The sequence below is a fragment of the Candidatus Binataceae bacterium genome, assembly GCA_035500095.1.
Lineage (GTDB): Bacteria > Desulfobacterota > Binatia > Binatales > Binataceae > JAKAVN01.
The window spans coordinates 1-24,113 of the sequence record DATJXN010000052.1 but is presented as its reverse complement, the minus strand read 5'-3'; the positions used below and the strand labels follow the sequence as shown (position 1 = coordinate 24,113).

26 protein-coding genes and 1 tRNA gene are annotated in these 24,113 nt (G+C 62.3%); 11 read left to right on the top strand and 16 right to left on the bottom strand.

The window, feature by feature from the left end:
* Positions 1–102 precede the first annotated feature (102 nt).
* A complete protein-coding gene (locus VMI09_05910) occupies positions 103–1,413 on the top strand; it encodes an NCS2 family permease (GenBank protein HTQ24212.1) in 1,311 nt (436 codons plus the stop codon).
* A 103-nt stretch (positions 1,414–1,516) separates the two neighbouring features.
* On the opposite strand, the gene VMI09_05905 is transcribed toward VMI09_05910, so the two are convergent.
* Positions 1,517–2,635 (bottom strand): thioredoxin domain-containing protein, encoded by a 1,119-nt coding sequence (locus tag VMI09_05905; protein ID HTQ24211.1) that lies wholly within the window; start codon positions 2,633–2,635, stop codon positions 1,517–1,519.
* A gap of 334 nt (positions 2,636–2,969) precedes the next feature.
* Here VMI09_05905 and VMI09_05900 point away from each other — a divergent pair, with 334 nt between their 5' ends.
* Together VMI09_05900 and VMI09_05895 are read left to right on the top strand one after the other, a co-directional pair.
* Positions 2,970–3,473, top strand: coding sequence for a hypothetical protein (locus VMI09_05900; GenBank protein ID HTQ24210.1), 504 nt, complete (start codon positions 2,970–2,972; stop codon positions 3,471–3,473).
* A gap of 105 nt (positions 3,474–3,578) precedes the next feature.
* Positions 3,579–3,662: transfer RNA gene (locus tag VMI09_05895), tRNA-Leu, on the top strand.
* Positions 3,663–3,844: 182 nt separating this feature from the next.
* Here VMI09_05895 and VMI09_05890 read toward each other — a convergent pair.
* The 7 genes from VMI09_05890 to VMI09_05860 form a co-directional block, all read right to left on the bottom strand.
* Positions 3,845–4,921, bottom strand: coding sequence for a hypothetical protein (locus VMI09_05890; protein ID HTQ24209.1), 1,077 nt, complete (start codon positions 4,919–4,921; stop codon positions 3,845–3,847).
* A gap of 147 nt (positions 4,922–5,068) precedes the next feature.
* Complete coding sequence (locus tag VMI09_05885) at positions 5,069–5,377, bottom strand: PqqD family protein (protein HTQ24208.1); 309 nt, start codon at positions 5,375–5,377, stop codon at positions 5,069–5,071.
* A 229-nt stretch (positions 5,378–5,606) separates the two neighbouring features.
* Complete coding sequence (locus VMI09_05880; protein ID HTQ24207.1) at positions 5,607–6,479, bottom strand: LLM class F420-dependent oxidoreductase; 873 nt, start codon at positions 6,477–6,479, stop codon at positions 5,607–5,609.
* A 174-nt stretch (positions 6,480–6,653) separates the two neighbouring features.
* Positions 6,654–7,373 (bottom strand): hypothetical protein, encoded by a 720-nt coding sequence (locus VMI09_05875; protein ID HTQ24206.1) that lies wholly within the window; start codon positions 7,371–7,373, stop codon positions 6,654–6,656.
* 160 nt (positions 7,374–7,533) lie between these two features.
* Positions 7,534–7,992: a heme-binding domain-containing protein gene (locus VMI09_05870; GenBank protein ID HTQ24205.1), complete on the bottom strand. Its 459-nt coding sequence runs from the start codon at positions 7,990–7,992 to the stop codon at positions 7,534–7,536.
* Positions 7,989–8,348: a cupredoxin domain-containing protein gene (locus VMI09_05865; protein HTQ24204.1), complete on the bottom strand. Its 360-nt coding sequence runs from the start codon at positions 8,346–8,348 to the stop codon at positions 7,989–7,991. Before VMI09_05865 ends, VMI09_05870 begins: the two co-directional genes overlap by 4 nt.
* 77 nt (positions 8,349–8,425) lie before the next feature.
* Positions 8,426–8,962 carry a DNA-3-methyladenine glycosylase I gene (locus VMI09_05860; protein HTQ24203.1) on the bottom strand — a complete coding sequence of 179 codons (537 nt, stop codon included), beginning with the start codon at positions 8,960–8,962 and terminating at the stop codon, positions 8,426–8,428.
* 96 nt (positions 8,963–9,058) lie between these two features.
* Here VMI09_05860 and VMI09_05855 point away from each other — a divergent pair, with 96 nt between their 5' ends.
* Positions 9,059–9,658 (top strand): MBL fold metallo-hydrolase, encoded by a 600-nt coding sequence (locus VMI09_05855; protein ID HTQ24202.1) that lies wholly within the window; start codon positions 9,059–9,061, stop codon positions 9,656–9,658.
* A gap of 63 nt (positions 9,659–9,721) precedes the next feature.
* On the opposite strand, the gene VMI09_05850 is transcribed toward VMI09_05855, so the two are convergent.
* The 3 genes from VMI09_05850 to VMI09_05840 form a co-directional block, all read right to left on the bottom strand.
* A complete protein-coding gene (locus VMI09_05850; protein ID HTQ24201.1) occupies positions 9,722–10,900 on the bottom strand; it encodes a M20 family metallopeptidase in 1,179 nt (392 codons plus the stop codon).
* 167 nt (positions 10,901–11,067) lie between these two features.
* Entirely contained in the window at positions 11,068–11,679 is a 612-nt protein-coding gene (gene gstA / locus VMI09_05845; GenBank protein ID HTQ24200.1) for a glutathione transferase GstA, read from the bottom strand.
* A 248-nt stretch (positions 11,680–11,927) separates the two neighbouring features.
* Positions 11,928–12,194, bottom strand: a complete 267-nt coding sequence (locus VMI09_05840) for a hypothetical protein (protein HTQ24199.1) — start codon at positions 12,192–12,194, stop codon at positions 11,928–11,930.
* Positions 12,195–12,437: 243 nt separating this feature from the next.
* Between VMI09_05840 and VMI09_05835 the strand changes: the two genes are divergently transcribed.
* From VMI09_05835 to VMI09_05825, 3 genes are all read left to right on the top strand, one after another.
* The gene (locus VMI09_05835) at positions 12,438–12,995 is read left to right on the top strand and encodes a TetR/AcrR family transcriptional regulator (protein HTQ24198.1); all 558 of its coding nucleotides are present in this window, start codon (positions 12,438–12,440) and stop codon (positions 12,993–12,995) included.
* A 275-nt stretch (positions 12,996–13,270) separates the two neighbouring features.
* Positions 13,271–13,639 (top strand): cupin domain-containing protein, encoded by a 369-nt coding sequence (locus VMI09_05830; GenBank protein ID HTQ24197.1) that lies wholly within the window; start codon positions 13,271–13,273, stop codon positions 13,637–13,639.
* Positions 13,640–13,641: 2 nt separating this feature from the next.
* Positions 13,642–14,640 carry a hypothetical protein gene (locus VMI09_05825; protein ID HTQ24196.1) on the top strand — a complete coding sequence of 333 codons (999 nt, stop codon included), beginning with the start codon at positions 13,642–13,644 and terminating at the stop codon, positions 14,638–14,640.
* A gap of 9 nt (positions 14,641–14,649) precedes the next feature.
* On the opposite strand, the gene VMI09_05820 is transcribed toward VMI09_05825, so the two are convergent.
* The 5 genes from VMI09_05820 to VMI09_05800 form a co-directional block, all read right to left on the bottom strand.
* A complete protein-coding gene (locus VMI09_05820) occupies positions 14,650–15,312 on the bottom strand; it encodes a PqiC family protein (protein HTQ24195.1) in 663 nt (220 codons plus the stop codon).
* On the bottom strand, positions 15,312–16,295 hold the full coding sequence (locus VMI09_05815) for an MlaD family protein (protein ID HTQ24194.1): 984 nt from the start codon (positions 16,293–16,295) through the stop codon (positions 15,312–15,314). Before VMI09_05815 ends, VMI09_05820 begins: the two co-directional genes overlap by 1 nt.
* On the bottom strand, positions 16,288–17,094 hold the full coding sequence (locus VMI09_05810) for an ATP-binding cassette domain-containing protein (protein ID HTQ24193.1): 807 nt from the start codon (positions 17,092–17,094) through the stop codon (positions 16,288–16,290). Before VMI09_05810 ends, VMI09_05815 begins: the two co-directional genes overlap by 8 nt.
* A gap of 15 nt (positions 17,095–17,109) precedes the next feature.
* Positions 17,110–18,192 (bottom strand): ABC transporter permease, encoded by a 1,083-nt coding sequence (locus tag VMI09_05805; GenBank protein HTQ24192.1) that lies wholly within the window; start codon positions 18,190–18,192, stop codon positions 17,110–17,112.
* 208 nt (positions 18,193–18,400) lie between these two features.
* Positions 18,401–19,702: a hypothetical protein gene (locus VMI09_05800; protein ID HTQ24191.1), complete on the bottom strand. Its 1,302-nt coding sequence runs from the start codon at positions 19,700–19,702 to the stop codon at positions 18,401–18,403.
* A gap of 972 nt (positions 19,703–20,674) precedes the next feature.
* Between VMI09_05800 and VMI09_05795 the strand changes: the two genes are divergently transcribed.
* The 4 genes from VMI09_05795 to VMI09_05780 all read left to right on the top strand — a co-directional run.
* Positions 20,675–21,391, top strand: a complete 717-nt coding sequence (locus VMI09_05795; protein HTQ24190.1) for a tetratricopeptide repeat protein — start codon at positions 20,675–20,677, stop codon at positions 21,389–21,391.
* A 77-nt stretch (positions 21,392–21,468) separates the two neighbouring features.
* Positions 21,469–22,044, top strand: coding sequence for a lipid-binding SYLF domain-containing protein (locus tag VMI09_05790; protein ID HTQ24189.1), 576 nt, complete (start codon positions 21,469–21,471; stop codon positions 22,042–22,044).
* 532 nt (positions 22,045–22,576) lie between these two features.
* Positions 22,577–23,356, top strand: coding sequence for a DUF3313 domain-containing protein (locus VMI09_05785; GenBank protein ID HTQ24188.1), 780 nt, complete (start codon positions 22,577–22,579; stop codon positions 23,354–23,356).
* Positions 23,357–23,391: 35 nt separating this feature from the next.
* Positions 23,392–24,113, top strand: a 722-nt coding sequence (locus VMI09_05780; protein ID HTQ24187.1) for a sulfatase-like hydrolase/transferase, incomplete at its 3' end; no start/stop codon positions are given.

The following is a 24,113-nucleotide window of genomic DNA, read 5'->3' as shown; positions in this document are numbered from 1 at the left end:
CCCGCTTGCGCCGCCAACGCTGATGAAAATCCGCGTCGCGAGTTATACTGGCGCGCCCGCCGCGGCTCATCCGCGCGCGCAATAGCGAGAGGAGCGCCATCGATGGAGCGAAAGCTCGCCGCGTTTTTCGGCTTCGACGCCGCCGGGACCAATCTGCGCCGCGAGATGCTGGCGGGCGTCACCACCTTCGTCACCATGGCATACATCGTCGCGGTCAACCCGGCGATCCTCAAGGCCGCGGGTATCCCCGAAGGACCGTCGATGGTCGCGACCGTGATGACCGCGATGTTCGGCACGCTGCTGATGGGGCTCTACGCGAACCGGCCGTTCGCGATCGCGCCCTACATGGGCGAAAACGCGTTCGTCGCCTACACGGTGGTGCGCGTGCTGGGCTTCCGATGGCAGGCGGCGCTCGCCGTGGTGTTCATCGCAGGCGTGCTGTTCACCCTGCTGACGATCGCCCGCGTGCGGCAATGGATGACCGACGCGGTACCACCGGGACTGCGCTTCAGCTTCGCGGCCGGCATCGGGCTGTTCCTCGCCTTCATCGGTCTCAACGAGGCAGGCATCGTGACGCTCGGCGTCGCCGGCGCGCCGGTTCGGATCGGCGCGCTGAACTCGGCACCCGCGATGGTGGCGGCGTTCGGTTTTGTCGGTATCGCGATGCTCACGCTGTGGCGCGTGCCTGGAGCGATCCTGATCGGAATCCTGCTCGCCGCGGCCGCCGCCTTCGCGCTCGGAGTGGCCCCGGTGCCCGCGCGATTTGTCAGTCTGCCGCCCAGTCCCGCGCCGATTCTGCTCAAGCTCGACTTCGGCGCGGCGTTCGGCTGGCGCTTCTTCGGTGTGCTGCTGACGATCTTCGTGATGGCGCTAGTGGACACTCTGGGAACGCTGGTCGGCGTCTCCGAACGCGCCGGACTGCTTGACGCCGAAGGCAGTCTACCGCAAATCGAACGGCCGATGATGGCGGACGCGCTGGCGACCACGTTCGCCGCCCTTGCCGGCACGACCACGGCGGGCGCATTTATCGAATCGGCCGCCGGCGTCAGCGTCGGGGGGCGTACCGGGATGACCGCGGTCGTGACGGCGACGCTATTCGGGATATCGCTGTTCTTTGCGCCGACGGTGGCGGCGATTCCGCCGCAGGCCTACGGTCCGGCGCTGGTGATAGTGGGCGCTACGATGCTCGCGCCGATCCGGAAAATCGATTTCGACGACTACACCGAACTGCTGCCGGCGTTCGCGGTAATTGCCCTGATGAGCTTCACCTACAACGTCGGCGTCGGGATCGCCGCCGGCTTCGTCCTCTATCCGTGGTTCAAGGTCGCGGCGCGGCGCGGGAGCGAAGTCCGTCCGGGACTGTGGATGCTGAATATTCTGTCGACGATGCTGTTTGCGTTTTATCCTTACTGAGGCCCGCGACTGAGGCCCACGTGAGTTTGATCGCCGGCATAAAGCAATCCGCCGGCCGCGAGACGGCCTGCGGATTGCAGCTCTTCAATTTGCGCGATCCCAGCTAGTCGGCAGAGGCGGTCTTCTTGCCGCGAGCGCTGTTTTTGGCCAGCTCCTCGTCGATCATGCTGGTGAAGCTGTCCGCTGGCTGCGCACCAACGAGTTCGCGCCCGTCGATGAAGAAGGTCGGCGTGCCGTTGACGTTCAACCGGCGGCCCTCTTCCAGGTCCTTTTGGATCGCCGCGCTGTACTGGTTCTTATCGAAGCAGGCGTCGAACTTGGCCGAATCGAGGCCGAGTTTCTTGGCGGTCGCTTTCAGGCTGGCAGGATCGAGCTTGGATTGGTCCGCAAACAGCGCGTCATGATACGGCCAGAACTTGCCCTGCGCATTGGCGCAGCGCGCGGCGTTCGCCGCCGGCATCGCATTCGCATGAAAGCTCAGCGGAAAGTCCATAAAGACCAGCTCGATACGGTCGCCGTATTTCTCGCGGATCGTCTTGACCGCTTCCTCGGAGCGCTTGCAGTACGGACACTGGAAGTCGGCGAACTCGATCACCTTCACCGTCGCATCCTTGGACCCGAGCGTGGGATGGCTCGATTCGCTCAGGTTGACGCTGATCCGCGGGGGCTCGAGCAAAATCTTCGCGTTCCCCTCCTTGCGCAGCCGGGCCATGAGCTCTTCCTGATCCCGTTGGACGTCGCGCTGGCGCAGGGCCGCGATCAGCCGATCCTTGATCTTGTCGTACGAGCCGGCACTCTTGAGCGCCGGAATCTTGTCCTTGTTCTCGTCGTAGAATTTTTTGGCTGTTGCGTCGGTGACGGAAGCCGCCGCCTTGTCGGTAACCTCCCGTTTGAGGTAGTCCGCGACGCTGAGCTTGTCCTTCTTGGCGGCCTGTTGCAGCAGGTAGTCGTCGACCATCTGGTCGAGCGCCTCTTTGCGCGCGTCATAAAGCTTAATCTTTATCTTCGCGTCGACTTCGGGCTGGGTAATCTTGTGATTGCCGACCTCGGCGAGTACCGGACCGGAGTCCGCCGCACCCGTAGCACGCGCAGGCACCGCGAGCGCGAGCACCAAGACCGCCACCGCGGTTATGGAGGCTGTCAGCGCCGTCGCGACAAAGATGCAGCCGCCGGGACGCACCGGCGTCGAGACTGTTGCAGTATGCTTGACCTGTTTAAGCACTAAGCTGTTGTCCTTTTACCAAGCCCGTTGGCCCGGGCTTATCCCGGACAGACTACCACGCATCCCGCAGGTCCGCGACGGGGATGTTTCTGCCCATTTCGCCGGCCGCCGCTCGACGGCAGGACGGGTTCGGTTCCAACCTTCTGAGCGTGACTACACTCTTGTTTGAAGGTGGGGATGTCCCAGCGACGTTTCAGGTCGCGCGGCCGCAGAGATGCGGCTGGTCCTCTCGATTTACGGTTCGGCGGATTGTTAACATAATGTTCATGCGCGCCAGGGCGGCAGTTCCGACCGGATGAGAAGCGAGCCGGCGCGGTGAGCGACGGGGGAAATCTTGGCGTTATACACCTTCAAACGCGAGGGTGACCGCTCCATCTTCGTGCCTTCCGGGATCTTCTCGGGCATGGCGGTCTGGATGTTCGTCGGCGGCGCGGTGCTGATGCTCCAGCTGTCTAGCATATTTTTCCGCCACCTGAAGGGAACGTCGGCGAACCTGTGGATCGGCGCGGTTTTCGTCGCGGTCGCGGGTTACAGCGCGGCCCTGGCGCTCCGGTCCTGGAGCACGCGCAGGACTCCGCTCAGCATCATGGCCGGAGGCAGCGTCAGCTATGGCAGACAACAACTGTGTGCCACCGGATCGGTTCGTGCGGTCCGGATCGACGGGGCGCGCGGCGGCGGCGAAGCGAACGAATGCGAAATCGCCCTCGAGCTTACCGATGGAGCGAAAGTGTATTTGCCGTCCCCGTACTTCGGCGTTCACCAGCCGCGGGCGCACCTCCGTCCGTTGGCGGCGAAACTCGGCGAGGTGCTCGGCGTTCCGGTCAAAGAGTCGCGCTGAGCCGAAGGCGCGCAACGCTGAACCCGATAGCCGCCTGTGCGCGCTGCACCCTGTCCACCCTGCCAATGGCCGGCTGAATTTTCTATATTGAATCGCTCATCTTGCGCGAGAGTGGCGGAATGGCAGACGCGCCGGACTTAGGATCCGGTGCCGCAAGGCGTGGGGGTTCAAGTCCCCCCTCTCGCACCACACGAATCTTGAGCCGGTACAAAGACCTTCGATGGCGGCGCCGCGCGCGCTAGGCATGGCGGCCGAAGTTGCACGGCAGATCAGGAGTTCGGCCTCGGACTAGGTGGCTGGGGTCTGAGAGTCGATGCGATAGCGTTCACGACGGTGTCACGCGCGACCGGCCGCCTGCGCCTGACCCGTCCCTACCTCGCGCCGACCGCGGCGGCCAGGTCGGACGCACCCAGGTCGTTGAGCACCGCCTCGCGCACTCTGGGCAGCGAGGAAAACCCATCGGGGATTCTGAGCCGCCGCACCGGCACTGCTCCGAGCAGGCGCTCGATGAAGCGGAGGTTGCGCGTGAGCACCGCGCGGTCGGTGATGTCGAGCATGAAGCTCGCCGAGAGCAGTTGCAGAAACACGTCGTTGGCGCGCAGCGGCTCGATCAGAGGCTCCGACTGTTGCGCCGCGCCGTCGTTGCGCGGCTCGCGCACGAGGCAATAGATAACCGCGAGGCGGACCGGACGCACGGGAAACCGCTCTGCCGCAGGCGCGCTCCAGATGCGCCGTTTGCGCGTATGGTGCGCGAGCGAAGGCGCGTCCGACCAATCCGTCGATAGCGGCTCTGCCGAATCGGCCCAAAGACGCAGACCCGGATAAGCTGGGATAGCGAAGAATCCGCGCTCCTCCTTTATCGCCAGGCAATCGTCGCCCAGCGCCGGATATCCGGCAGCCGCGAAGCTCGCCGCCAGAGTCGACTTGCCCGCGCCCGCCGGCCCAAGAAAACCACACACGCCGCGCGGCGTGATCACCGTCGAAGCATGGAGCGTCGGGATGCCGCGCAGACCCAACACCATCGGCAGCGCCTGATCGAGCAGCAGATGGCCCAAGGTCTCGCGCGAGCTTACGGGTTCGGCGTGCAGGAGAGTGATTTCGGTGCCCCGGAGATTGACCGCAAAATCGGCCATCCCGACGTAGCGCATGAGGAAGCCATGGTCATGACGCGCGGCCCACATCCATGGTTGACCGTCGGGCAGGCTCGTCTGCAGCAGCCAATCGCGCGGCTCGCGGACCTCGGAAGACGGCGCACCCATCCGGATGCGCAATCGCCCGGGAAACGTCGCAGCATATTTGCGCTGAGTCGTTTCGAGTTCGAGCAACGCGACGTCGGAATCTACCGCCAGCCCATAGGCGACGTAGTGGAACTTAAGCGGTCGCCGAGAACGCGCCTGTGACGAAGATTTGATCTTGCGCCGCCTGCCGCTTTTCAGCTCACAGGCCATAAAGCCTACGCGCCGAAGGTTCAGACAACAATCTTACTCTCCCCAGTCAGGCCAGGGGAACACTGCGAAAACCACCACCAGGCACAAGTTACGACGTTCCAGCTCCTTTTGGCGCGGCCGATTCTGCAAAGTTGAATACGGCGCCGGCTAACCCTCGACCGCGTTGTTAATCTCGACCAGGCCGCGCACCGCGAGTTCGCCGAGCAGCGCGATCACGTCGCGCTGGCACTCTTCGCGATCAACTTCGTATTCGCCCAGCAGGGCGTCGACCAATTCATCCACGCGCCGCGGCCCGTCGAGCATCCGCCAGACCGAAGCGCCGACTTCATCTAGCCCGTAATAAACGCCGGTCTTGAGATTTAGCACCGCGGCCTCGCCCTCGAGGTCGCAGGAAACCTGGTCGGCGACCGCCATCACTACCGAATTCAGCTCGATTTTGATCGTTTCGATGGACAAGCGCGTCTATGCCGAATGAGTTTTTCGGCCCGTGCGAGCATTTCTCCCGGAGACTATGCCACCGGCCGCATGATGCGACAAGGCCGCATGCGCGGTCCACCTCGCCGCGCGCGCACGCGTGCACGCGACGTTTATTAAGCTTTCCCGGCCGGATTTATCGAGCCGTGATCTATCGGGCAGGTCTATCGGACAGGACTATCGGACAGGACTATCGGGCAGGACTGTCGGGTCAGACTTGCGCGCCACGCTCGACCAGCGGCGCCAGTTCGCCGACCACCTCGACGCCGTCGCGCGTGGCGATCTCGGCGGCAAGCATTATCACGCGGCTTATGCCGGCTGCCGCGTAGAGCTTGAGGGCCCCGGTGGACGGCGTCTGCTGCGCGCCGATACCGAGCATCACCGAGAATTCCATCCGCGCGGGGTCGCGCCCGTGCTCGCGCGCCATCCTTTTGATCTCGGGGATGACCTGTGCGGCCATCTCGGGGCTGAGTCCGCCCGGCATCCATCCGTCCGCCCATCGCGCGACCCGTTTCAGCGCAGGCCCTGGATCGTGCGCGCCAAGGAAGATCGGCGGATGGGGCTTTTGCACCGGCTTGGGATAAAGCCTGACCGGCGGGAAGCTGATTATCTCGCCGGCGTAGCTTGCTTCCGGCTTGCTCCACAGCTCGCGCATCGCTTCGACCGACTCGCGCAGATGGCGCCAGCGGCGTTTGAAATCGACGCCCATGATCGCCGCCTCTTCGGGAAACCATCCCGCGCCCACTCCGAGCATCAGCCGGCCGCCCGAATACATGTCGAGCGTCGCAACGGCCTTGGCGGTCTCGATCGGATTGCGCTCGGGCAGCAGGCAGACGCTCGTTCCGAGGCGGATGCGCGAGGTCGCCTGTGCGGCGATCGCGAGCGCGACGAACGGGTCGGCCAGATGCGCGTAGAACTCGGGCACCTTGTCGGGCGAGCGCGGGTAGTAGGTCGTGTAGGCGGCCGGCATCACCAGGTGCTCGGCGAGCCAGAACGACTCGAAGCCGGCGCGCTCGGCCGCAGCCGCAATAGCGCCGGAATTGCCGGATTTTTCGGTGAGGAACGCCGCGACGCCGATTTTCATGATCGCCCTCTTGCCAATGCGGGCGAATCCGCGCCACACCGCAAGTCGCGCCTACGCACCGCCTCACACAACATCGCAGAACTCACCCCCGCAGGGAAAGCTTGCCGCATCGCCCGCGCAATGCTGAGCATCAGCTTCTCGCGTCGGGCGATCGCTTATCGCGGCCGATCGAAGCTAGAAAACCCAGCTTCCTTCGGGCGACGCACCGAAGAGCGAGCCGATGAAGGTCTCCATCTCCAGGTTGAACTTGACGATCACGTGGTCGGAACCCGACGTCAGCCCGAAGCCGGGCCCAACGTTGTACTCGATGCCGTGAGGGAGCTGGCCCCAAAGCACAGGGAAGATGTAGTGCTGCTGGTCGCTTAACGGATCGGTATCGTCAATCAGCCCGACGCCGCCGTAGAACTCGACCCCGGGCGAGAGATAGCGCAGCCAGCGGTAGTAGACCCCGTTGCGATAACCAAACTCGAAACCCTGATCGTGTCCCCTTCCGTAAAGTGGCTTCTCAAAGACCGGATTCAGTATCAGGGATAACCGGCCGAAGTCCTTCTCTATGATTGGTTTTAATTCCAGCTCAAGGTCGGCATCGTCGAACTGCGGCGTCTTGTGCCATTCGAGTTCGGCGTACCAGCCGAGATTGACCGGCAGTGTTTCCTCATCGAAGAGCCGGCCGCGCAGGCGGAACTTGTCGCCCGCCCACCAGAAGCCATGGCCGCTCGGCTGGGCGAAGGTGACGTAAGCGGCCGCCTCGATGCGGTCGGTCAAGCCGTAGGTAAGTTCCTCGCCGCTGTACCACATGCCCTGACTCGGATAGGTGCCGGCGTCGTTGGTTCCGGTCCCCGCCTGGCTATGGCCGTTGGCTACTACAGCATTGTCGGATTCCAGCTCGATCATTCCGCGGGGCTCGGTCGCGTAAGGGTACACCTCGAATTCATAAGGGTCCAACTGCGCCGAAGCGCGGCCGGCGAGCAGAGCAAGCACCAGAAACGAGCTACCAATGGCTAATATGCAGCGGTTTATCATTTGAACCTGTAATTAATTGAGACTCGAAGGCTCAATCGGAGATGTGCGGCGCGTTCGCGGAAATCCCGGATTCGATCCATCGCTCGAGCATCGCGCGGTCTTCGGTGCCGAGCCGCGCGGCCGGATGCATCAGGCGGTAGCTCCACGGCGGCATCGAGCGTTCGCGCAACACCCGGCCCATCCATTGAAGCTTCCGCGTCCGCGTCTGCGGGTAATAGGAACCCCACTCGGAGAAGTTGAGTTCTTTCCGTCCCAGGGCGACGTCGCGCGCGACCAGCCATGACATAGGAGCGATCCGGCTGTACCACGGCCATCGCGTCCGGTTGGAATGGCAGTCGTAGCAGGCGCGGGTCAGAAGCGTCTCGATTTGCTCCGGCGCGGCAAGCGGCGACCCCGAAGAGGCCGGCGGATTTGTGCGGCCGACCGTGATCAGTTGAGCGGCGAGCGCGCAAAATCCGAGCGCCAGCAGACACGCCCCGCGGCCCGTCACTTGGCGACGATGCTTCCCTGCGGAACGTCCTGATGGAAATCGTCGTAGAAATCGTAGCTGCCGGGGCCGAGCGCGGGCAGACGGACGGCGATCGCCTCGCCGGGTTGGACGGCTTTTTCGCGGTTCAGCCGGAAGCTCTCGAATTCGATCGTCTCGTTGCTCGCGTTCACGACCTTGATCGTCAGGGCCTGCCCGGCGGGCACCTGAAGATTGGCGGGCGAGAAATGATGATTCTCGAAGCGCACCTCGATAACGCTGCTGTCGGCATTGGCGGCGGCGGCACCGAGCGCAAGGGCGGCGGGCAGGAAGAACATGGCAGAGACGAAAGCGGCGGACACGAAAGTGCGGGACAACACGTTAGGGCCTCCAACTGAAATTGAGAACGATTCTCAATATCTACGGAACCCGCCCTGCTGTCAAGCGCAGACTGCTTCTATCTCCTACCCATCCAAGGGGGATTCAACCGCGCTATCTTTGCGTAAATCGGGCAGTCCTCGGCATGCGCGCCTGGCAGGTAGCCCGTGCTCAACAGGAATTCGCCGGTTATCTCGCCGCCCGTGAAAACAAAGGTTCGCTTGAACAGTTTGACCCACTCGGCTTTCTCAAGCGGATGGTTTGCCCTAAGCCAGCGCGCGAACCCGCCATGGCTCTCGCGCAGCCCGGCGATTCGCCGCGCGTTTTCGATCGCGGCGTCGATCTTGAGCCGGTTCCGTACGATTCCGGGGTCGGCCAACAGGCGCGCTCGCTCGCGTCGTCCGTACGCGGCCACGCGGTCGACGTCGAAGCCGTCGAAGGCCTTGGAGAACGCTTCGCGTTTGCGCAGCACGGTCAACCACGAAAGCCCGGCCTGGTTTATCTCGAGCACCAGGCGCTCGAACAGCCTGGTTTCGTCGCGCGTGGGAAAGCCGTACTCGCGATCGTGATAGGGACCGTGAAACGGATGGCTAGGCGCGATATCGCAGTAGGTCATTTTGGCCTGGAGTCCGCGGCGCTAGAATCGGAGCGGCTCATCGTCCGCGACCCGTCGTGCGCGAGACGACCGAAAATATCACTGGAGAAGTCATCGATGGAAACGATTGCGGCGGATATTCGCACCTGGCACTGGTTCTCCACTCCGCATGGCTACGATTTCAACGGCCTGCTCGTACCTCATCCCACGGGCAACGTCTGCATCGACCCGGTCGAACCCGCAGCCGCCGACCTCGAGGAGATCATTCGCGCCTGCCCGGCGCGCATCCTGCTTACGAACCGCAATCACGTGCGGGCGGCCAACCTCATCCGTGAGCGCACCGGCGCGCGAGTCGCGATCCATCCCGCCGACGCCGGTTACGCGCGGAGCCAGGGCGCCGCGATCGATGACGAGTTGCGCACGAGCGAGCGCGTCGGTCCGTTCGTCGTTATCGGCGTGCCCGGCAAGTCGCCCGGCGAGGTCGCGCTGCACTGGCCCGAGCGCAGGATCCTTGTCGTGGGCGATGCCGTGATTGGCAATCCGCCGGGCCGATGCGGTCTGCTGCGCGAGCAGGTGATGGACGATCCGGCGCGTTTGCGCGAGAGCGTGCGGGCGCTTCTTGCGATCGACTTCGATACGCTGCTGGTGGGCGACGGCGTGTCCGTCATGAACGGGGCGAAGGAGCGGCTCGGCGAACTGGTCGCGACTTTCGGGTAGCCGGCGACGTTTCTTCGCCTGGTCCGGATTCTGTGCAAACTCCCGGCGCTGGCGGCAGAATCGCTATTGAAGCAGCCGCTCGACGACTTCGAGAATCTTCTCCGTGCCGCTCTCCAGCGCTGCGCGGCGGATATTCTCATTGGGCTTGTGCGCCTGCGCGAAATCTCCCGGGCCGCAGATGAGCGGAATCATCCCGGCCCGCGCGAACCATCCGCCGTCGGTCCCGAACAGCGCCCCGCCGACCTCGCGCGTGCCCGTTACCTCGAGCAGCGCGCGCTCGAGCACCGTGCCGCGCGGCGCGAGCAGCGGCGGCACCACCATCGGCGAGCCGACCTCGATCGCCGCGCGATGATTGCGCGAGGCGTAATCGTGCGGATCGAGCGCGGCGAGCCGCCGCTCAATTTCGCCGTAGAGCTCGAGCGGGTCGGCGTCGGGCAGCGCGCGGTAAGTGATCGCGAAGCGGCACTGTTCGGCGATGATGTTGGGCGCGATACCGCCCGCGATCGTCCCGACGTTGAGCACGTCATGCGGCGCGTCGGGAAAGGTCCCGATGAAGCGAGCGTTGGGCGTGCGCCGCTCGGCCTGCAGATGGCCGATCGCCTCCAGCGCGCGCCCCGCCACGGCTATCGCGTTGACGCCCTGGCCGGGCGCGCCGCTATGGCCGCCCATCCCGCGCACCGTCACGTCGAACAGTACGATGCTCTTGTGCGCGTGCTGCACTTGCCATGAGGTCGGCTCGCCGATCCATACCAGCTTCGGCGCCGGAGTTTCGCCCAGGATCGAATCGAGCGCGCCGCTCAAGCTCTTCGCGCCAAAGCATCCGACCTCCTCGTTGCTGGTAAAGATGAAGACCAGCGGACGTTTGAGCGCGCGGACGTCGAGCGTGGCGGCCGCGGCAACGCACTCGGCTAGAAAGCCTTTCATGTCGCTGGTACCGCGGCCCCACACGCGCTCGGCGTCGGCGCCGAGCTTCAGCGGATCGCGATTCCATCCGGGCTGCCCCGCGTAGGGAACCGTGTCGAGATGGCCCGAGATGGCGAGGCCGTCGGGGCGCGGCGGCCCAGCCCATGCGACTAGGTTGAGCTGCGGCGTGCCGGCGATCTCGATGCGATGGAGATGGACCTTGAAGCCGTGCGCTTCGAGCCGTTCGGCGAGGAACTCCATCGCGGGCGCGTCGCTGTTGGAGCTCACGGTGTCGAAGGCCACCAGGCGTTCAAGCACTTCGTAAAGATATGTAGTCATGGAGCACCTTTGCGCCGGCACACCGTCCGTTGCAACTATAGCCCATTCGCGGCGCTCGCCGTTATCGAAATCGCGTACCGGCAGGGGAGTCGGGCGGGCACTGACAAAAGCGACCGGCGGCCCGGACAAGACGGACCGCCGGTCAGAAAACGCGAAGGCGCTGCGCGTTATTTCGCGAGCCCTTCTTCCTTCAACGCTTCGTGAACCTTGGGCCGCGCCGCAATCCGCTCGGCGTAGGCCTTGACCCGCGCAAATTGGCTCAGATCGAGCTTCACGAAATTCGCCCAGAGCGTCATCACGAACAGGTACGCGTCGGCGACCGTGAAGTTCGCGCCCATAAGGTAGGGACCACCGCTCGCCAGAAGGCGGTCGACGTAGGCGAAGCGGGCAGTCAGCGCGTCGCGCGCGATCGGCTTGTAGTCCTCAGGCGTCGCCCCGCTAAAGAGCGCGCCGAAGGGCTTGTGGATCTCGGCCGTGATGAAGTTCAGCCACTCCTGCAGCCGATAGCGCTCGAAGGTGCCGTTTTGCGGAGCCAGCCCCGATTGCGGCTTCAGATCGGCGAGGCACTGCACGATCGCCGGCCCCTCGGTCAGCGTCTGCCCATTGTCCAGCACCAGCGTCGGCACCTGGCCCTTCGGGTTCACTGTGCCAAAGTCGGCGCCGCTCTTGGTCTTCTTGGTCTTGAGATCGACCTGCTCCAGACCGGCCTCGATCCCAGCCTCGCGCAAAACGATGTGCGGCGAGAGCGAACAGGCGCCCGGCGAAAAGTAGAGTTTCATGTTGGTACACTCCTCTCCGAGTATGGTTGATGCCGCCGCCACGGCGGCGGCTGTCCTCGTAACCGACTCGTACTCCGATTCTGCCGCTTTATGGAAACTTCTCCGGGTCGAGCAGCCGGCCCGCCGGCGGCGGGGGTGCAATGCTGCGCTTCGCCGCCCGCGCCGCGCGGGCAGGCCAAACTTCGGCCAAACTTCGCATGACCGGTCGCTGCCCGTGCGCTATCCGGATAGTTGTCCGATCATGATCGTCATCTGATCATGCCCAGATTCGCCCAGATCTGCGCAACCATCAGCGAACCGCCGGCGACCAGCGCGAGGCTCAGCGCCAACGTAACGGCCGAGCCGATCCGGTCTGCGGACGCCGCGCGCTCCGCGGCCGGCCCGGCGCTTCGCGGTTCGACCGGCAGGCCGCGGATAGCCCTGACCCCGCGCCCGGCGATCGCGCTGCGGGCGCTCCGCGGCACCGCGGGACGGCCGCTTGCGGCGTTCGTCGATTTGGTGTTGTTGGTCAACATGGTCTTTCCCTCCATGGCCCGCTCGGCTATCTTGTTTCTATGAGACAGGCCGTTCTGTATAAATGATACAGGTCTGTCTGTCTAGATCAAAGGGGGCCGCCAGGGGACACGGTAATGGCCACGCAAAGCAAAAGCTCCGCCAAGCATTCCGCCGGCCCTTCCGCACAAGCTGCCGTTCGGCCTTCTCCGCGCCGCGCCGACAAACCGGCGCCCGGCGCGGACGCGCCGGAGAAGCCGGCCTGCGTGCGCGACCGCATCCTTGCGACCGCGCGCGAGGCGTTCTACCGCGAGGGCATCCGCGCGGTCGGCGTCGACACTCTGATCGCGCGCTCGGGCGTGGCCAAGATGAGCTTCTACCGGAGTTTTCCCTCCAAGGACGACCTCGTGCGCGCCTACCTCGAATCCGAGGCCGAGGATTACTGGCGATGGTGGGAAGACGTCATCGGCCGGTACGCACACGCGCCGCGAAAGCAGTTGCGGGCGCTCTTCGCCGCGACCGCCGAGCATGCCGCCGCGCCGCAGTTTCGCGGATGCCCCTTCGGCAACACGCTGGTCGAGTTCCCCACCGAGAGCCACCCGGCGCGCGCGGTTATCGCCGCCTTCAAGGCCGAGCGCCATGCCCGCCTGCGCGAGCTCGCGCGCACGGCCGCGGCGCGCGATCCTGAGCGGCTCGCGGACGAGCTCGCGATCGTCCTCGAAGGCTCGGGGTTCTGCGCGGAAGAGAGCCGAAAGGCGGCGCGCACCTCGGCGATGGTGCGCGCGGCGGAAATTCTGATCGAGGCGGAGACCCGCCCTGCCTGATCGCGCTCGGCAGCCGCGGGAGGCGCTCCAACTTGAGCGCGCGCCACGGCGAGTCAGGACATCTTCTCAGCACATGTGGAAAAAGCCCGCAGCCGGCGCTAAACGGGCGCTGGATCACGGTCGCCAAATGGCTCGCGATAATCTACGATTCGGGGCCATTGGGCGGAGCACCGACGCGCGCCAACGCGACTGATCTGGCGAAAGTTTGCATCATAAGAGCCGCCACGCCGGGATCGACGACCCCGACGGGCTAACGTACTCGGAGGGCCGACCTGATGAAGCGCATCGAGAAGGTGAACGTCGCTCAGAAATTCGACCTCTTCAGCGGCTACTGGAATCCCAGGATCGCGGCCGAGTTGAACGACTCATACATCAAGCTGGCGAAGATGAAGGGCGATTTCGTCTGGCACCATCACGAAAACGAGGACGAACTCTTCTTCGTGACGAAGGGGCGCCTGCTCATAAAGCTGCACGAGGGCGACGTTCGCCTCGATCCCGGAGAATTCGTCGTCATCCCTCGCGGCGTCGATCACTTGCCGGTAGCCGAAGACGAGGTCCACGTGCTTCTGATCGAGCCAAAGACGACGTTGAACACTGGCGACGTCAAGTCCGACAAGACCGTCGCAGAGCTGCAGAAAATCTGAAAGTGGGTGTCAAACTGTCCCCGTGCACGCACGAAGATCTCCAGGCGCGGCAGATGCGCGCCCGGGTGATCGCCTTCTGCTCAAGTATCAAGGAAGCGCGGACTCCGTTGCTCTCCCACCTCGCGACTACGGTCAGGCGCGCGCGCCGCGTCTTGATGCTGGCGGCGCTCCTGATGGCTATTCGGTTTGGCGCCTATGCGCAGCAGGCGCCAGCCTCCGCATACCCGGCCGGCGACGAAGAGCCGCTGGCCGAAAAGGTCATCGATCCGGTCTCCTACCTGACGCAGCTTCAAATCAAAGACCCATATACGCCCGCCCAATACGGGACCAACGCGCAGCCGAACACGGTACAGTTGAGAGCGATCCTCGCGCTTCGTCCTTTCCTCTTCATACCGTTCGATCAGCTCGTTCGCCCGACGATCAAAATCGTGACGGTTCCCAACGGCAAGGGCGCTTCGACGACCACGACGTATGACGACATGCAGTTGCTCGACCTGTTCGTGATGCCGTGGCCGAACGAGCGGGAGACTCATTTCCGGTGGGGTATCGGGCCTTACCTGATATTTCCAACCTCGGCCAGCGACCGGGTGGGAAACGGATCGTGGCAGGCGGGACCGGCGCTGGGGTTTTCGTACCGCGGAATTACCGGTCTTAATCTATCGGCCCTTCTGCAGCAGGCGACTTCTTTCGCCTACACCTCGTCCAACTCGGTGCCGGCCTCCTCGCTGACGATTCAGCCGCTTCTCAGTTATCAGCTGGGGCATGACTGGTATTTGAAGTCGAGCGACGCGACCTGGACGATCAATTGGCGTCACAATACCTCGACCACAATCCCGATGAGCGCGGGATTCGGCAAGGTGTGGAGGTTCGCGAACGACCTTGCGCTCGACACCTCGATCTCGGGCGAATGGATGCTCTATCGGCAGTTCGCGAAGCAGACCGAGCAATTCACGCTGAATTTCCAGGTCGGCCTGCTGTTTCCGAAGCTCGATCTGGACTGATCACGCCGTTCAGAACGCTGGAGCCGCGGCCGATTGCGCGCTCTGGGGCGTGTGATGCTGGTTGAGTTCAGCGACGCGCGAGGCGATCTCCCGGCTTAGCGTTGCGAGGTCGCTGCTCAAGGCGGCCGAGGCGCTCAGCTCGTCCGGGCCCGCCGGCGCTCCGGCCACGGTCCGCGAAGCGTACAGGATCTTGTCGCTCGGTCCGTCCCTGATGATCCAGCTTGCCATCAATTGCGCCTGGCCGTCGCTGGTGGTTTCGAATCGCTCGACGTCAACCTCGACCTGGTAGTCGATCCGGTTCTTCACCGGCCACGGGTACTTCTCGATCCGCTGAGTGTCGAGCAGCGTCGCCAGGTTCTCGGACAGCACCCGCACAAAGTTCTTATCCAGCGGTTCGGCCCATCGCTCTTCGTCCGAGAGGTCCACGCGGTTGGGCGCGACGCGTTTCACCACCGGCAGGCGGCGCAGATAGTCGGGGAAATCGACCGGACCGACGCCGAGGGTGAGGTGCGTGCCGGCGCTCGTCGAAGCCGGCTGCGCCCCCGTTCCTGCGCCGTCGGAGATCGGAGTCAGGATGAAGAACCTGGAACGGTCGGGCTGGGGCGAGAGCACGGAGCATCCCGCGGCAAGCACGCACGCGCCGAGCGCAAGACGGATCGCGTTGATCTTCATTACTGTTGCTTTTCCTTATCCGGCACGTAGCGTCCGCGGACCAGGGCGCCCGGATTGCGCTGCAGATAGTCGACGAAGTCGCCGATCGAGCGCGAGGTCTCATCGAGCGAGTCGAGAGTCCGGTTAAGCCGCACCGCCAGCGGCGACTCGGGATTCAGCGTCTGTTGCAGGTTGACCAGCGCGGCGCGTGTTTCCACCATCGTCTTGTTGGCCTCGTCGGAACTCTCCCGCAGGTCTGCGACCAGCGGACCGACCTGGGCATTGGCGTTGTTGAGCAGAGTGCGTGCCGAGGCAAGCGCCTGGTTCAGGTTCGCAACCGTGCCCTTGAGGGACTCGAGCGTGGCCTTCAGCTCGGGCGAGCCGGCGAGACTCTTGATCGAATTGGCGGCGTCGGTGATCGAGACGACCAGCGCCTGGAAGTCGATTTTGTCGAACTTGTCGAGCGTGTGGGTCAGGCGCTCCTGCAATTCCTGCAGATCGGTCTGGACGGTCGGGATCTCCTGGTAAGGGCCGCCCGGTTCGAGGACGTAGTTAGCCGGCGCTTTGGGATGAAGATCGAGATCGATGTACAAAAGCCCGGTGAGCAGACTTTCCGTATCAAGCTGCGCCCGCATTCCCATCTGGATAAACTCATCCAGGCGGCCCTCCTGGAGCGCCTCGCCGCTCCCTCCTTTCGAGAGCAGTTGCGCTCGATCCACGTCGATGAAGACCGGCATCCTGAGCCCCTGAATTCCCGGACGCAGCTTCCCCTGGGAGGGCTGGATCCTCAGTTCGATCGCCGAGACCTCGCCGATTTGCACTCCCCGCACCTTGACCGGCGCTCCGATCTTGAGTCCGTTGAGGTTGCCCTGGAACATGCAGACGAAGCGCACCGGCCGCCGGAACATCTTGCCCGAGCCGACTACGATCAGGGCCACGAGCAGGATCGCGAAGCTCGCGATCACAAACGCCCCGATTACCGCTGGACTGACCCGTTTACCCATGAGTGGCGGCTCCCTCGCCTCCCTCCTGTCCCCGCGTGAGAAACCTTCTCACCCGCGGGTCTTGCGAATGCGCGAGCATTTCGTGCGGATCTCCGGTCGCGATCTGCACGCGCGATTCGGCGTCCAGGAAGACGCTGTTGTTGGCGATGGTGAAGATGCTCGCGAGCTCGTGGGTGACCACGACGATCGTCGCGCCCAGGTTCGCGCGCAACTCGAGGATCAGGTCGTCGAGCAGGCGTGAGCTTATCGGATCGAGTCCGGCCGACGGCTCGTCGAAGAACAGGATGTCCGGATCGAGCGCCATCGCGCGCGCGAGCCCAGCGCGCTTCTGCATGCCGCCGCTGATCTGGTTGGGGTAGAAGTCCTCGAACCCCTTGAGCCCGACCAGCGCGAGCTTGAGCGCCGCGATTTCGCGGATCTGCGCTGGCGTCAGGTCGGTGAACTCGCCAAGCGGCAGGCCGATGTTTTCCGCCAGCGTCATCGAACTCCACAGCGCCCCGCTCTGGTACAGGATTCCGAACCGCCGCAGCATCAGTTCGCGCTGCTCCGGCGCGGCGCGGGTGAAGTTGACGTCGCCGTAAATGATCTCGCCCGTGGCCGGCTCCTTGAGCCCAATCAGGTGGCGCAAGAGCGTGCTCTTGCCACATCCGCTGCCGCCCATGATGATGAAGATGTCTCCGCGCTTCACCACGAAGTTGAGATCGCGCATCAGGACGAAACTGCCATAGGCCATCGTCAAGTTGCGCACGATGATCTGCGGCTGTGCGCTGGCGCGATTGTCGCCGTTACCCGTGGCCATCGTGATTCTCTGCGCTCAGATTCCCAGAAAGTTGAAGACCACGGCGAACAGCCCGCAAGCGACCACGATCATGACGATCGCCATGACCACCGCCTGGGTTGCCGCGTCGCCGACCGCCGAGGAGCTGTTACCGCATTGAAAGCCGCGCAGACATCCGGCAATCGCGATCAGCACGCCGTAGAAAGTGCCCTTAATTACGCCGCCGAACAGATTGGTCAGAGTCAGCGTCGAGATGGTTTCTCGCATGTAGCTGCCGGCCGACAGATCGAGCATCGTCACGCCGACGAACATGCCGCCCAGTATTCCGACCAGGTCGGCGAACAGGCACAAAAGCGGCATCATCAGGACCAGCGCGAGGATCCGCGGCAGGACCAGGAACTCCAGCGGCGACACGCCCATCGTGGTCAGCGCATCGATCTCCTGGGTCACCTTCATCGTGCCGAGCTTTGCCGCGAACGCTGCGCCGGTTCGGCCCGACATGATGATCGCCGTCATCATCGCCGCCATGTCGCGGACCATGCCGATGCCGACCAGGTCGGCGACGTAGATCGACGCGCCGAACTGCGACAACTGCACCGCGCCCATGAAGGCGAGGATGACGCCGACCAGAAACGAGATCAGCGTAACGATTCCGACGGCGTTGGGGCCGCACTCCTGGACGACTTCGAGCAGGTCGATCTTTCGATAGCGCGCTTTGCCGCGGAGAAATTTCCCCAAGGCTACGGTCAGTTCGCCGAGGAAATCCAGAAATTCGTTCACTGAAAGGCCGTAACCGATCGTCGCGTTGCCTACGCGCGCGAAGAAGGAGACGCGCGACGCGCCGCTGCGCGCGCCCTTCTTTTCGGGCACCGCCTCGGCCAGTTCGAGCAGACGCTTGAGACCCTCCGGAAGTCCGGCGCGGTCCTCCGCGATACCGCGGGCGCGGCAGATCTCGGCCGCATTCGTCAGATATGAGATCAGCCCACTGTCCCAGTGAGTAAGTCCTGCGGCCTCGTACGAAAGGCGCTTGGTGCCCGACCGCGAACCGAGTTCAGCCGTCAGCAGCGAAATCGGCGGCAGGTCGCGCTGCAGATGCCAAGGGCCGGAAAGGTGCGCCACGAGCGTCGACTCGTTAGTCCGCTCGAAGGATATCCTCCCTTGACTCAGCTTTTGTGCAGCAGCACCCATCGAATTACGCTTTTCTCATCCTCTCACAACCCATTATTCGAATCGTCGAAGTGATATTCACTGCGCAGCGATACGGCTTTGAGCATCACTTCATTCGCAGCTTCATCCGCAGGCCTCGCGCATTGCGCGGCCGCCCAAGCTAAAGCTTTGCCCTCTCGCGCACGCTCCATCCCAACGCTTGAAAATTCTTCTTCCCGAGCGGTGACATTTGACCGGAGAGCCAAGCGGTACGTTTAGGCGATACGAGATCCGGCCGATTTGCAAAGTATGAAGTGCGCTTGGTCCACGAGACATAGTCGACCTCGGCCGGCACGATGATTACGCCGGCACGATCGCGGCCGATTACCGTGCCGCGTGCGATAATGCTGACTAACGGAGTCTGGGACTGGTGATAGTTGGCCAACATGTTCAGACAACCAGCGAGAAATCGCGCCTGATCCTCTGACTCGGCCGTGCTCGCCAACGCTACTATGTTGATGGAACCCGAGACTCCGGACACACGGGTAAGGTCTTCGACGAAGGCGGTCTGCACGCTTAGCGGAAAAGCCTTATTGCCCATGAACGCATGAATAGTCTCGTCCGGCACTCCCATCTCCTGTAGTTTCTTCTGGTTCTGCACGATGAGATCTGCGCGCGGCGTGTCGTACACCCAGGTGGAGACAACTCTGGTGGCGGTGATTGCCATCGAGCCCGGAATGAACACGGACATCGCGGTCGTAACGCCGACGTGTGCTCTGAATGCGACCAGCGCGAAATCATCAAGCTGCTTGGCGAGGATCGGGTTCGTAGTGTACGGGTCGACGTGGAGCTTTTTCGCCAGCCCTCGCCGTTCCTGCTCGTAGCCCAAAATGTCTCTGGTAGTCTGAAGGGTGTGCGTGGCAACCTGGCCGGCCTTCTCACCCGTAGAACCTTCTTCCGGCTGCGTCGCAGCCTCCTTGAGCTTTTGAGCACCGAGGCCGACGCGGCCGAAGAAGCGCCCGACTCCTGCTGGCATCCCCTTTACCGTGTCGACGGGGTGCATCACCATTTGTCCTGCCGCAGCGACCGGAGCCGCCGCGTTGGTCGCCAGTGCTTGGGCGAAGACCTTCGACTTACTTGTCTGGTTGAGTTCCACGATTGCCGGGATCTCGGCGACGCGAATCCTGAGCATTTCGAGGCCGTCCGCGTTGAAGGTTCCGACATCACTGCGGAGCGTGAAATGCGCGGTCAACCCGTCGGTGGGCACCTCTTGATCGACGTGGAAGCCGTTTCCGTTGAGCAAGGTCGCAGGCGCCAGTTCTTGAGCTCGCAGCGTCGGCGGCGATTCGAACTGGCCTGCACTCTCTGCTATTGCGGTTGCTGAAACCAGCAACAGGATCGAGACACAACACGGAAAGATGTTGGCCCACAAACCCCGATCCTTTAAATGATGGAATAGACCGTACATCGATTTAACGAGCATCGCTTCTCCTGTTACCAATCCGTGACTTGTTCAACTCGGAATTCCTTTTGGGCTCAAGCGCTTGGCGCAACGATAATGATCGACTTAGTGTTCCGTGGACGCGCGAAGCCGCGGGCCTTGTGGACACCGAAGGTCCAAGTCTTCTCACGAAACAGGTATCGAAGGGGCCCTCGTGAAGCTGGGTCCTTTGTTCGGTGGGATTCCACCCACCGCGAACGTATAGTGGTTCAATTGATACGTTACAACGGTGAGTCTATCTCGGCATCTTTAGCAGGTGCGGAGTTGAAGAGCAAACGCTTCAGTTCCAAAGCTCGGTACTGGCCTAATACCGCATCACTGGCCTAAATTCGATCCGAGGATGGCCTAGAGTCTAAGAAAGGACATCATTCCGCGGCATTACGAGCTTGTGCTTTTTTCGACGGTTCGCTAAGCGGCACTTCGGCTCCGATAATGCGATGCGTCGTCTCATGGTATTTCTTGCAAGTCCAGCAGTAAAACTGGCGATCTTCTGCGCGTCCATAAACTCACCGTTGGTCTGCGGGAATGTTCCCAACCTCGATGATTGGGAAGTCCAGACGCCGACAGATCGCGAAGCTCTGAGCGGTCGCTCATTCACTTCCATTGAGCCACCGGCCATTGTGCCGAGTAGCTCCTGCTTATAGGTAAGCCTCCTTGTGATGGTGCCGATGGAAACACATGCCTCCATTCGGACTTTGGTGTCGAGACCTTGACAGGAGGCTAGGCAATGAACCTGGTGCTGCTAGCTGCGAGTGGCAGCCCCGTGGAGGGGAAATTTGCGCGGCCAGTTTTGGCCGAGCGCGCGAACCATCACTGAGACGGTTGGCACGGTTCTCGCTGTACCCATCGAGGTGCACACGAGGAAGGGGCGGATAACTTCGATGAAGTTTGTTTGCGGTCAGCCACTCGCCACGGCTCATGCGTAGCACCATCTCGTCTGACAACTGAAAGGCCATGTCGACACTCGGCGCAAAGATAAGCACTCTAGTTGCCGTGTCGCTGATTTTCTGCTGCGCCAGTGTCTGCAGAGCAGGAGCAGTAAAGGGGCCAGATCAGGTATGTGATGTTACCGCGGATGCCGCGCTGACAGTTCAAGATTACCCAACCGCCATATACCTGCATCGCAAGCTTTTACGCTCGGAAGGCAACAACGCGCTCGCGCATTACCATCTGGGGTTTGCGTACGGAATGGTCGGGCGCACGTCGGAGGAGATCGGTGAATACCGCGAAGCCATACGCCTCGGCCTTAACACGTGGGACCTGTTCATGAATCTGGGCCTCGCCTATTACGATCGTCATGAGGTCGCAAATGCGATGGCCGCTCTTGAGACCGCCGTCTCACTCGGCCCAGGACACGCCGAGACCCATTTCAATCTGGCCGTCGTTTACGAGAGGGAGAACCGACTGAACGAGGCGCTACAGGAGATCATCGCCGCGCTGCTTCTGGCGCCGCGAGATCTGGACGCGGCCAACACAGACGCAATCATCTGCGCGAGAATGGGAGATGTCGTGTGTGCTCGCAACATTTGGACACAGCTCATCCGGAGCGCACCAGACTATGCTCCAGCTCGGGCTAACCTCACTATCCTGAATGGATCGTGCGGAGGAGCTTGCGATCCAGACTCCAGTCCACAGACGGCTCTCTGGTCTCAATTTGGGAGCGAAGAATAAGCGCTCCGTTCCGCGTGATCACAATTAACGCTCGGTATGAACCATCGCTTTGCCACGCTCTTCGAGGAAGTTGGGAGATGAAGATGAAAGGAATAGTCGCCGTGCTGCTGGCCCAAGCCACATTAGGATTGATGCTTGGTGCTGCGGTATTTGCACAGGTCCCGTCGCTGGCTCCTACGTCAGCTCAGATCGATCGGAGCGTGACCACGGCATTGAGGGATCTCTACGGGCACAATGAAGGGGCAAGGGCTCTCGGCGCAAAGGCCAAGGCAGTTCTCGTGTTCCCAGACATAAAAAAGGCAGCGTTCATCGTCGGTGCGCAATACGGCTACGGCGCACTTCGGAAAGGCACCAAAACCGTTGGCTACTACAGAACCGCGGCAGCATCCTACGGGTTTCAGGCCGGCGTCAAGAAATTTGGCTACGCGCTTTTCTTCATGACAGATTCGGCGCTGGCGTACCTCGACGCAAGTGGAGGCTGGGCGATCGGCACGGGGCCCAGCGTCGTCGTGCTCGATCAGGGCGCTGCTCGATCATTAACGACAACAAATCTGCGGTCAGACGTCTATGCTTTCGTGTTTTCCCAGAAGGGTCTTATGGGAGGTATAGGTCTCGAAGGATCGAAAATCACAAAGATCACGCCGAGTGAGTAATTATCATTTTGAAACAAAATCGCTGACCAGATCTCAACCATCTGCTGCCAACAACCCCGCTCTTGATGCCCAGCAGACCAACCTCGAGGCGGCGAAGAAAGACGAGCGCATGCTTACTCGGTTCATATAAGGTCGTGACGATTCGAAAGAACAAGTCGGGTAGGACGGTGCCGATCGCTTCATAGCAAGGAAGAATCGCGACTGCGGGACCCGGCACAGGATACAGATTTCCGGCGAGCTCGACGGTTTGTTAATAGTAGGTTTACTCGGTCTTCTAATTTATTCCTCATGGAATCGCATCTTTACGCGTGTGAGCCACATTGCATTTGTGTTTGCGGTCGCGCTTAAGCTTAGTGCTGCACTTGCGTTGAGCCGCAGTTTCCGCAGTTGCTGACTTCAAAAACTTCAGCGACAGACAGATGCGCCGCACGTTAGCGTGTGGACTTGAGCAACGTCATCAGGAGACGAAGGCCTAATCGCCGGTCGATGCGCGAACGCGCGCAGCAACGGATCAAAACAGAAGGAAAGGAAATTGCGGGAAAAACTGAATCTAGAGAAAACGACCCTCAAAGCCATGGCTAGCCTTTCAGTGCTGCTAGCCGGAATTCTGATGGCAGGATGTGCGCAGACGGTTGCGCCCCAGCCGAACATTATTCAGCGAGCCCAGGGCGAAACTCCAGCACCACCACCGCCAAGCGGATTCCTGGGGAGCGACTATTCGCTGCTTCAACCCGCGGCACCGGGGTCGGATCAGCAGGCGATGCTCCGGTACGTCAATCCGAGTGCCAATTGGAGCAGCTACAATCAAATCATGGTCGTACCGGTCACCTTCTGGGCGGCTGATGATACGAAGGTATCCGAGCATGACCAGCAGGTCCTTTGTGACTACTTCTACGTAACACTCGTCCAGTACCTCAGCAAGAACTTCACGATCGCCTATGGACCCGGCCCCGGTGTGATGAAACTTGCGGTAGCTCTGACCGATGCTTCAGCGGCCGTTCCGGGTTTGCGTACCATTTCAGTTGTCGTACCCCAGGCGCGGGCGCTCAGCCTGATCAAGAACGTGGCTACAGGCACTTACGCATTTGTTGGGTCCGCTGAGGGTGACGCCAAACTTACCGATTCCGTAAGCGGGCAATTGCTCGCAGCTTGGGCCGACAAACGCATGGGCGGCACGTCGGTCAAGAACGCAGACGTATTTCAGTGGGGCGATGCCCAGAACGCGATGAACTACTGGGCCAACGGACTTAACGAACGCTTGGTCTCACTGGGCGCCGGCAAACAATCGAGTACTGCCGCGGCCGCGAACTGAGAACGGCACGCACGTAAATCCGAGGGAGTATCGAAATGCGCAGCTTGAAAAACAGGTCGTACGCGGTCGCGCTTTTGCTCACCATAGCCATAGGTCTGCCGGTCGCGCACATCGCATGGGCGGGAGACCGAAAGCCCAACATCGTCGTCATCATGGCTGACGACGTCGGCTGGTTTAACATCGGCGTTTACAACCAGGGCATGATGGCTGGCCGGACGCCGAACCTCGACAAGCTCGCCAAAGAGGGCATGAGGTTCACGGACTACTACGCCGAGGCGAGCTGCACGGCCGGCCGCGCAGCGTTCATCACCGGAGAGCTGCCGGTTCGCACCGGCATGACCACGGTCGGCCAAGCCGGTGCCAAGATCGGCATACCGGCGGAAGCCGTAACCATTGCCACGGCGCTTAAGTCGATGGGCTATGCCACGGGTCAGTTCGGCAAAAACCATCTGGGCGACCGTAACGAGTTCCTGCCCACTGTTCACGGATTTGATGAATTCTTCGGCTACCTATATCACCTGGATGCGATGGAAGACCCCTTCCATCCCGGCTATCCGCAAGAGCTGTTAAATACCGTCGGCCCGCGCAACCTGGTTCACTCCTGGGCGACCAGTGTGGATAACCCGACCGAGATGCCGCGCTGGGGGAAGATTGGCAAACAAAAGATTGAAGACGCCGGCCCGCTGCCGCCGCATCCCATGAAAGGCATCAAGTACAACATGGAGACGGTGGACTGGGCGTTTGTCAATGATTCGAT

Coding starts and splice junctions, on each gene's coding strand:
- gstA (HTQ24200.1), bottom strand. CDS start 11,679: ATGAAACTCTACTTTTCGCCGGGCGCCTGTTCGCTCTCGCCGCACATC.
- VMI09_05795 (HTQ24190.1), top strand. CDS start 20,675: ATGTCGACACTCGGCGCAAAGATAAGCACTCTAGTTGCCGTGTCGCTG.
- VMI09_05880 (HTQ24207.1), bottom strand. CDS start 6,479: ATGAAAATCGGCGTCGCGGCGTTCCTCACCGAAAAATCCGGCAATTCC.
- VMI09_05820 (HTQ24195.1), bottom strand. CDS start 15,312: ATGAAGATCAACGCGATCCGTCTTGCGCTCGGCGCGTGCGTGCTTGCC.
- VMI09_05850 (HTQ24201.1), bottom strand. CDS start 10,900: ATGACTACATATCTTTACGAAGTGCTTGAACGCCTGGTGGCCTTCGAC.
- VMI09_05875 (HTQ24206.1), bottom strand. CDS start 7,373: ATGATCGAGCTGGAATCCGACAATGCTGTAGTAGCCAACGGCCATAGC.
- VMI09_05800 (HTQ24191.1), bottom strand. CDS start 19,702: ATGCTCGTTAAATCGATGTACGGTCTATTCCATCATTTAAAGGATCGG.
- VMI09_05815 (HTQ24194.1), bottom strand. CDS start 16,295: ATGGGTAAACGGGTCAGTCCAGCGGTAATCGGGGCGTTTGTGATCGCG.
- VMI09_05810 (HTQ24193.1), bottom strand. CDS start 17,094: ATGGCCACGGGTAACGGCGACAATCGCGCCAGCGCACAGCCGCAGATC.
- VMI09_05790 (HTQ24189.1), top strand. CDS start 21,469: ATGAAGATGAAAGGAATAGTCGCCGTGCTGCTGGCCCAAGCCACATTA.
- VMI09_05855 (HTQ24202.1), top strand. CDS start 9,059: ATGGAAACGATTGCGGCGGATATTCGCACCTGGCACTGGTTCTCCACT.
- VMI09_05830 (HTQ24197.1), top strand. CDS start 13,271: ATGAAGCGCATCGAGAAGGTGAACGTCGCTCAGAAATTCGACCTCTTC.
- VMI09_05840 (HTQ24199.1), bottom strand. CDS start 12,194: ATGTTGACCAACAACACCAAATCGACGAACGCCGCAAGCGGCCGTCCC.
- VMI09_05890 (HTQ24209.1), bottom strand. CDS start 4,921: ATGGCCTGTGAGCTGAAAAGCGGCAGGCGGCGCAAGATCAAATCTTCG.
- VMI09_05860 (HTQ24203.1), bottom strand. CDS start 8,962: ATGACCTACTGCGATATCGCGCCTAGCCATCCGTTTCACGGTCCCTAT.
- VMI09_05910 (HTQ24212.1), top strand. CDS start 103: ATGGAGCGAAAGCTCGCCGCGTTTTTCGGCTTCGACGCCGCCGGGACC.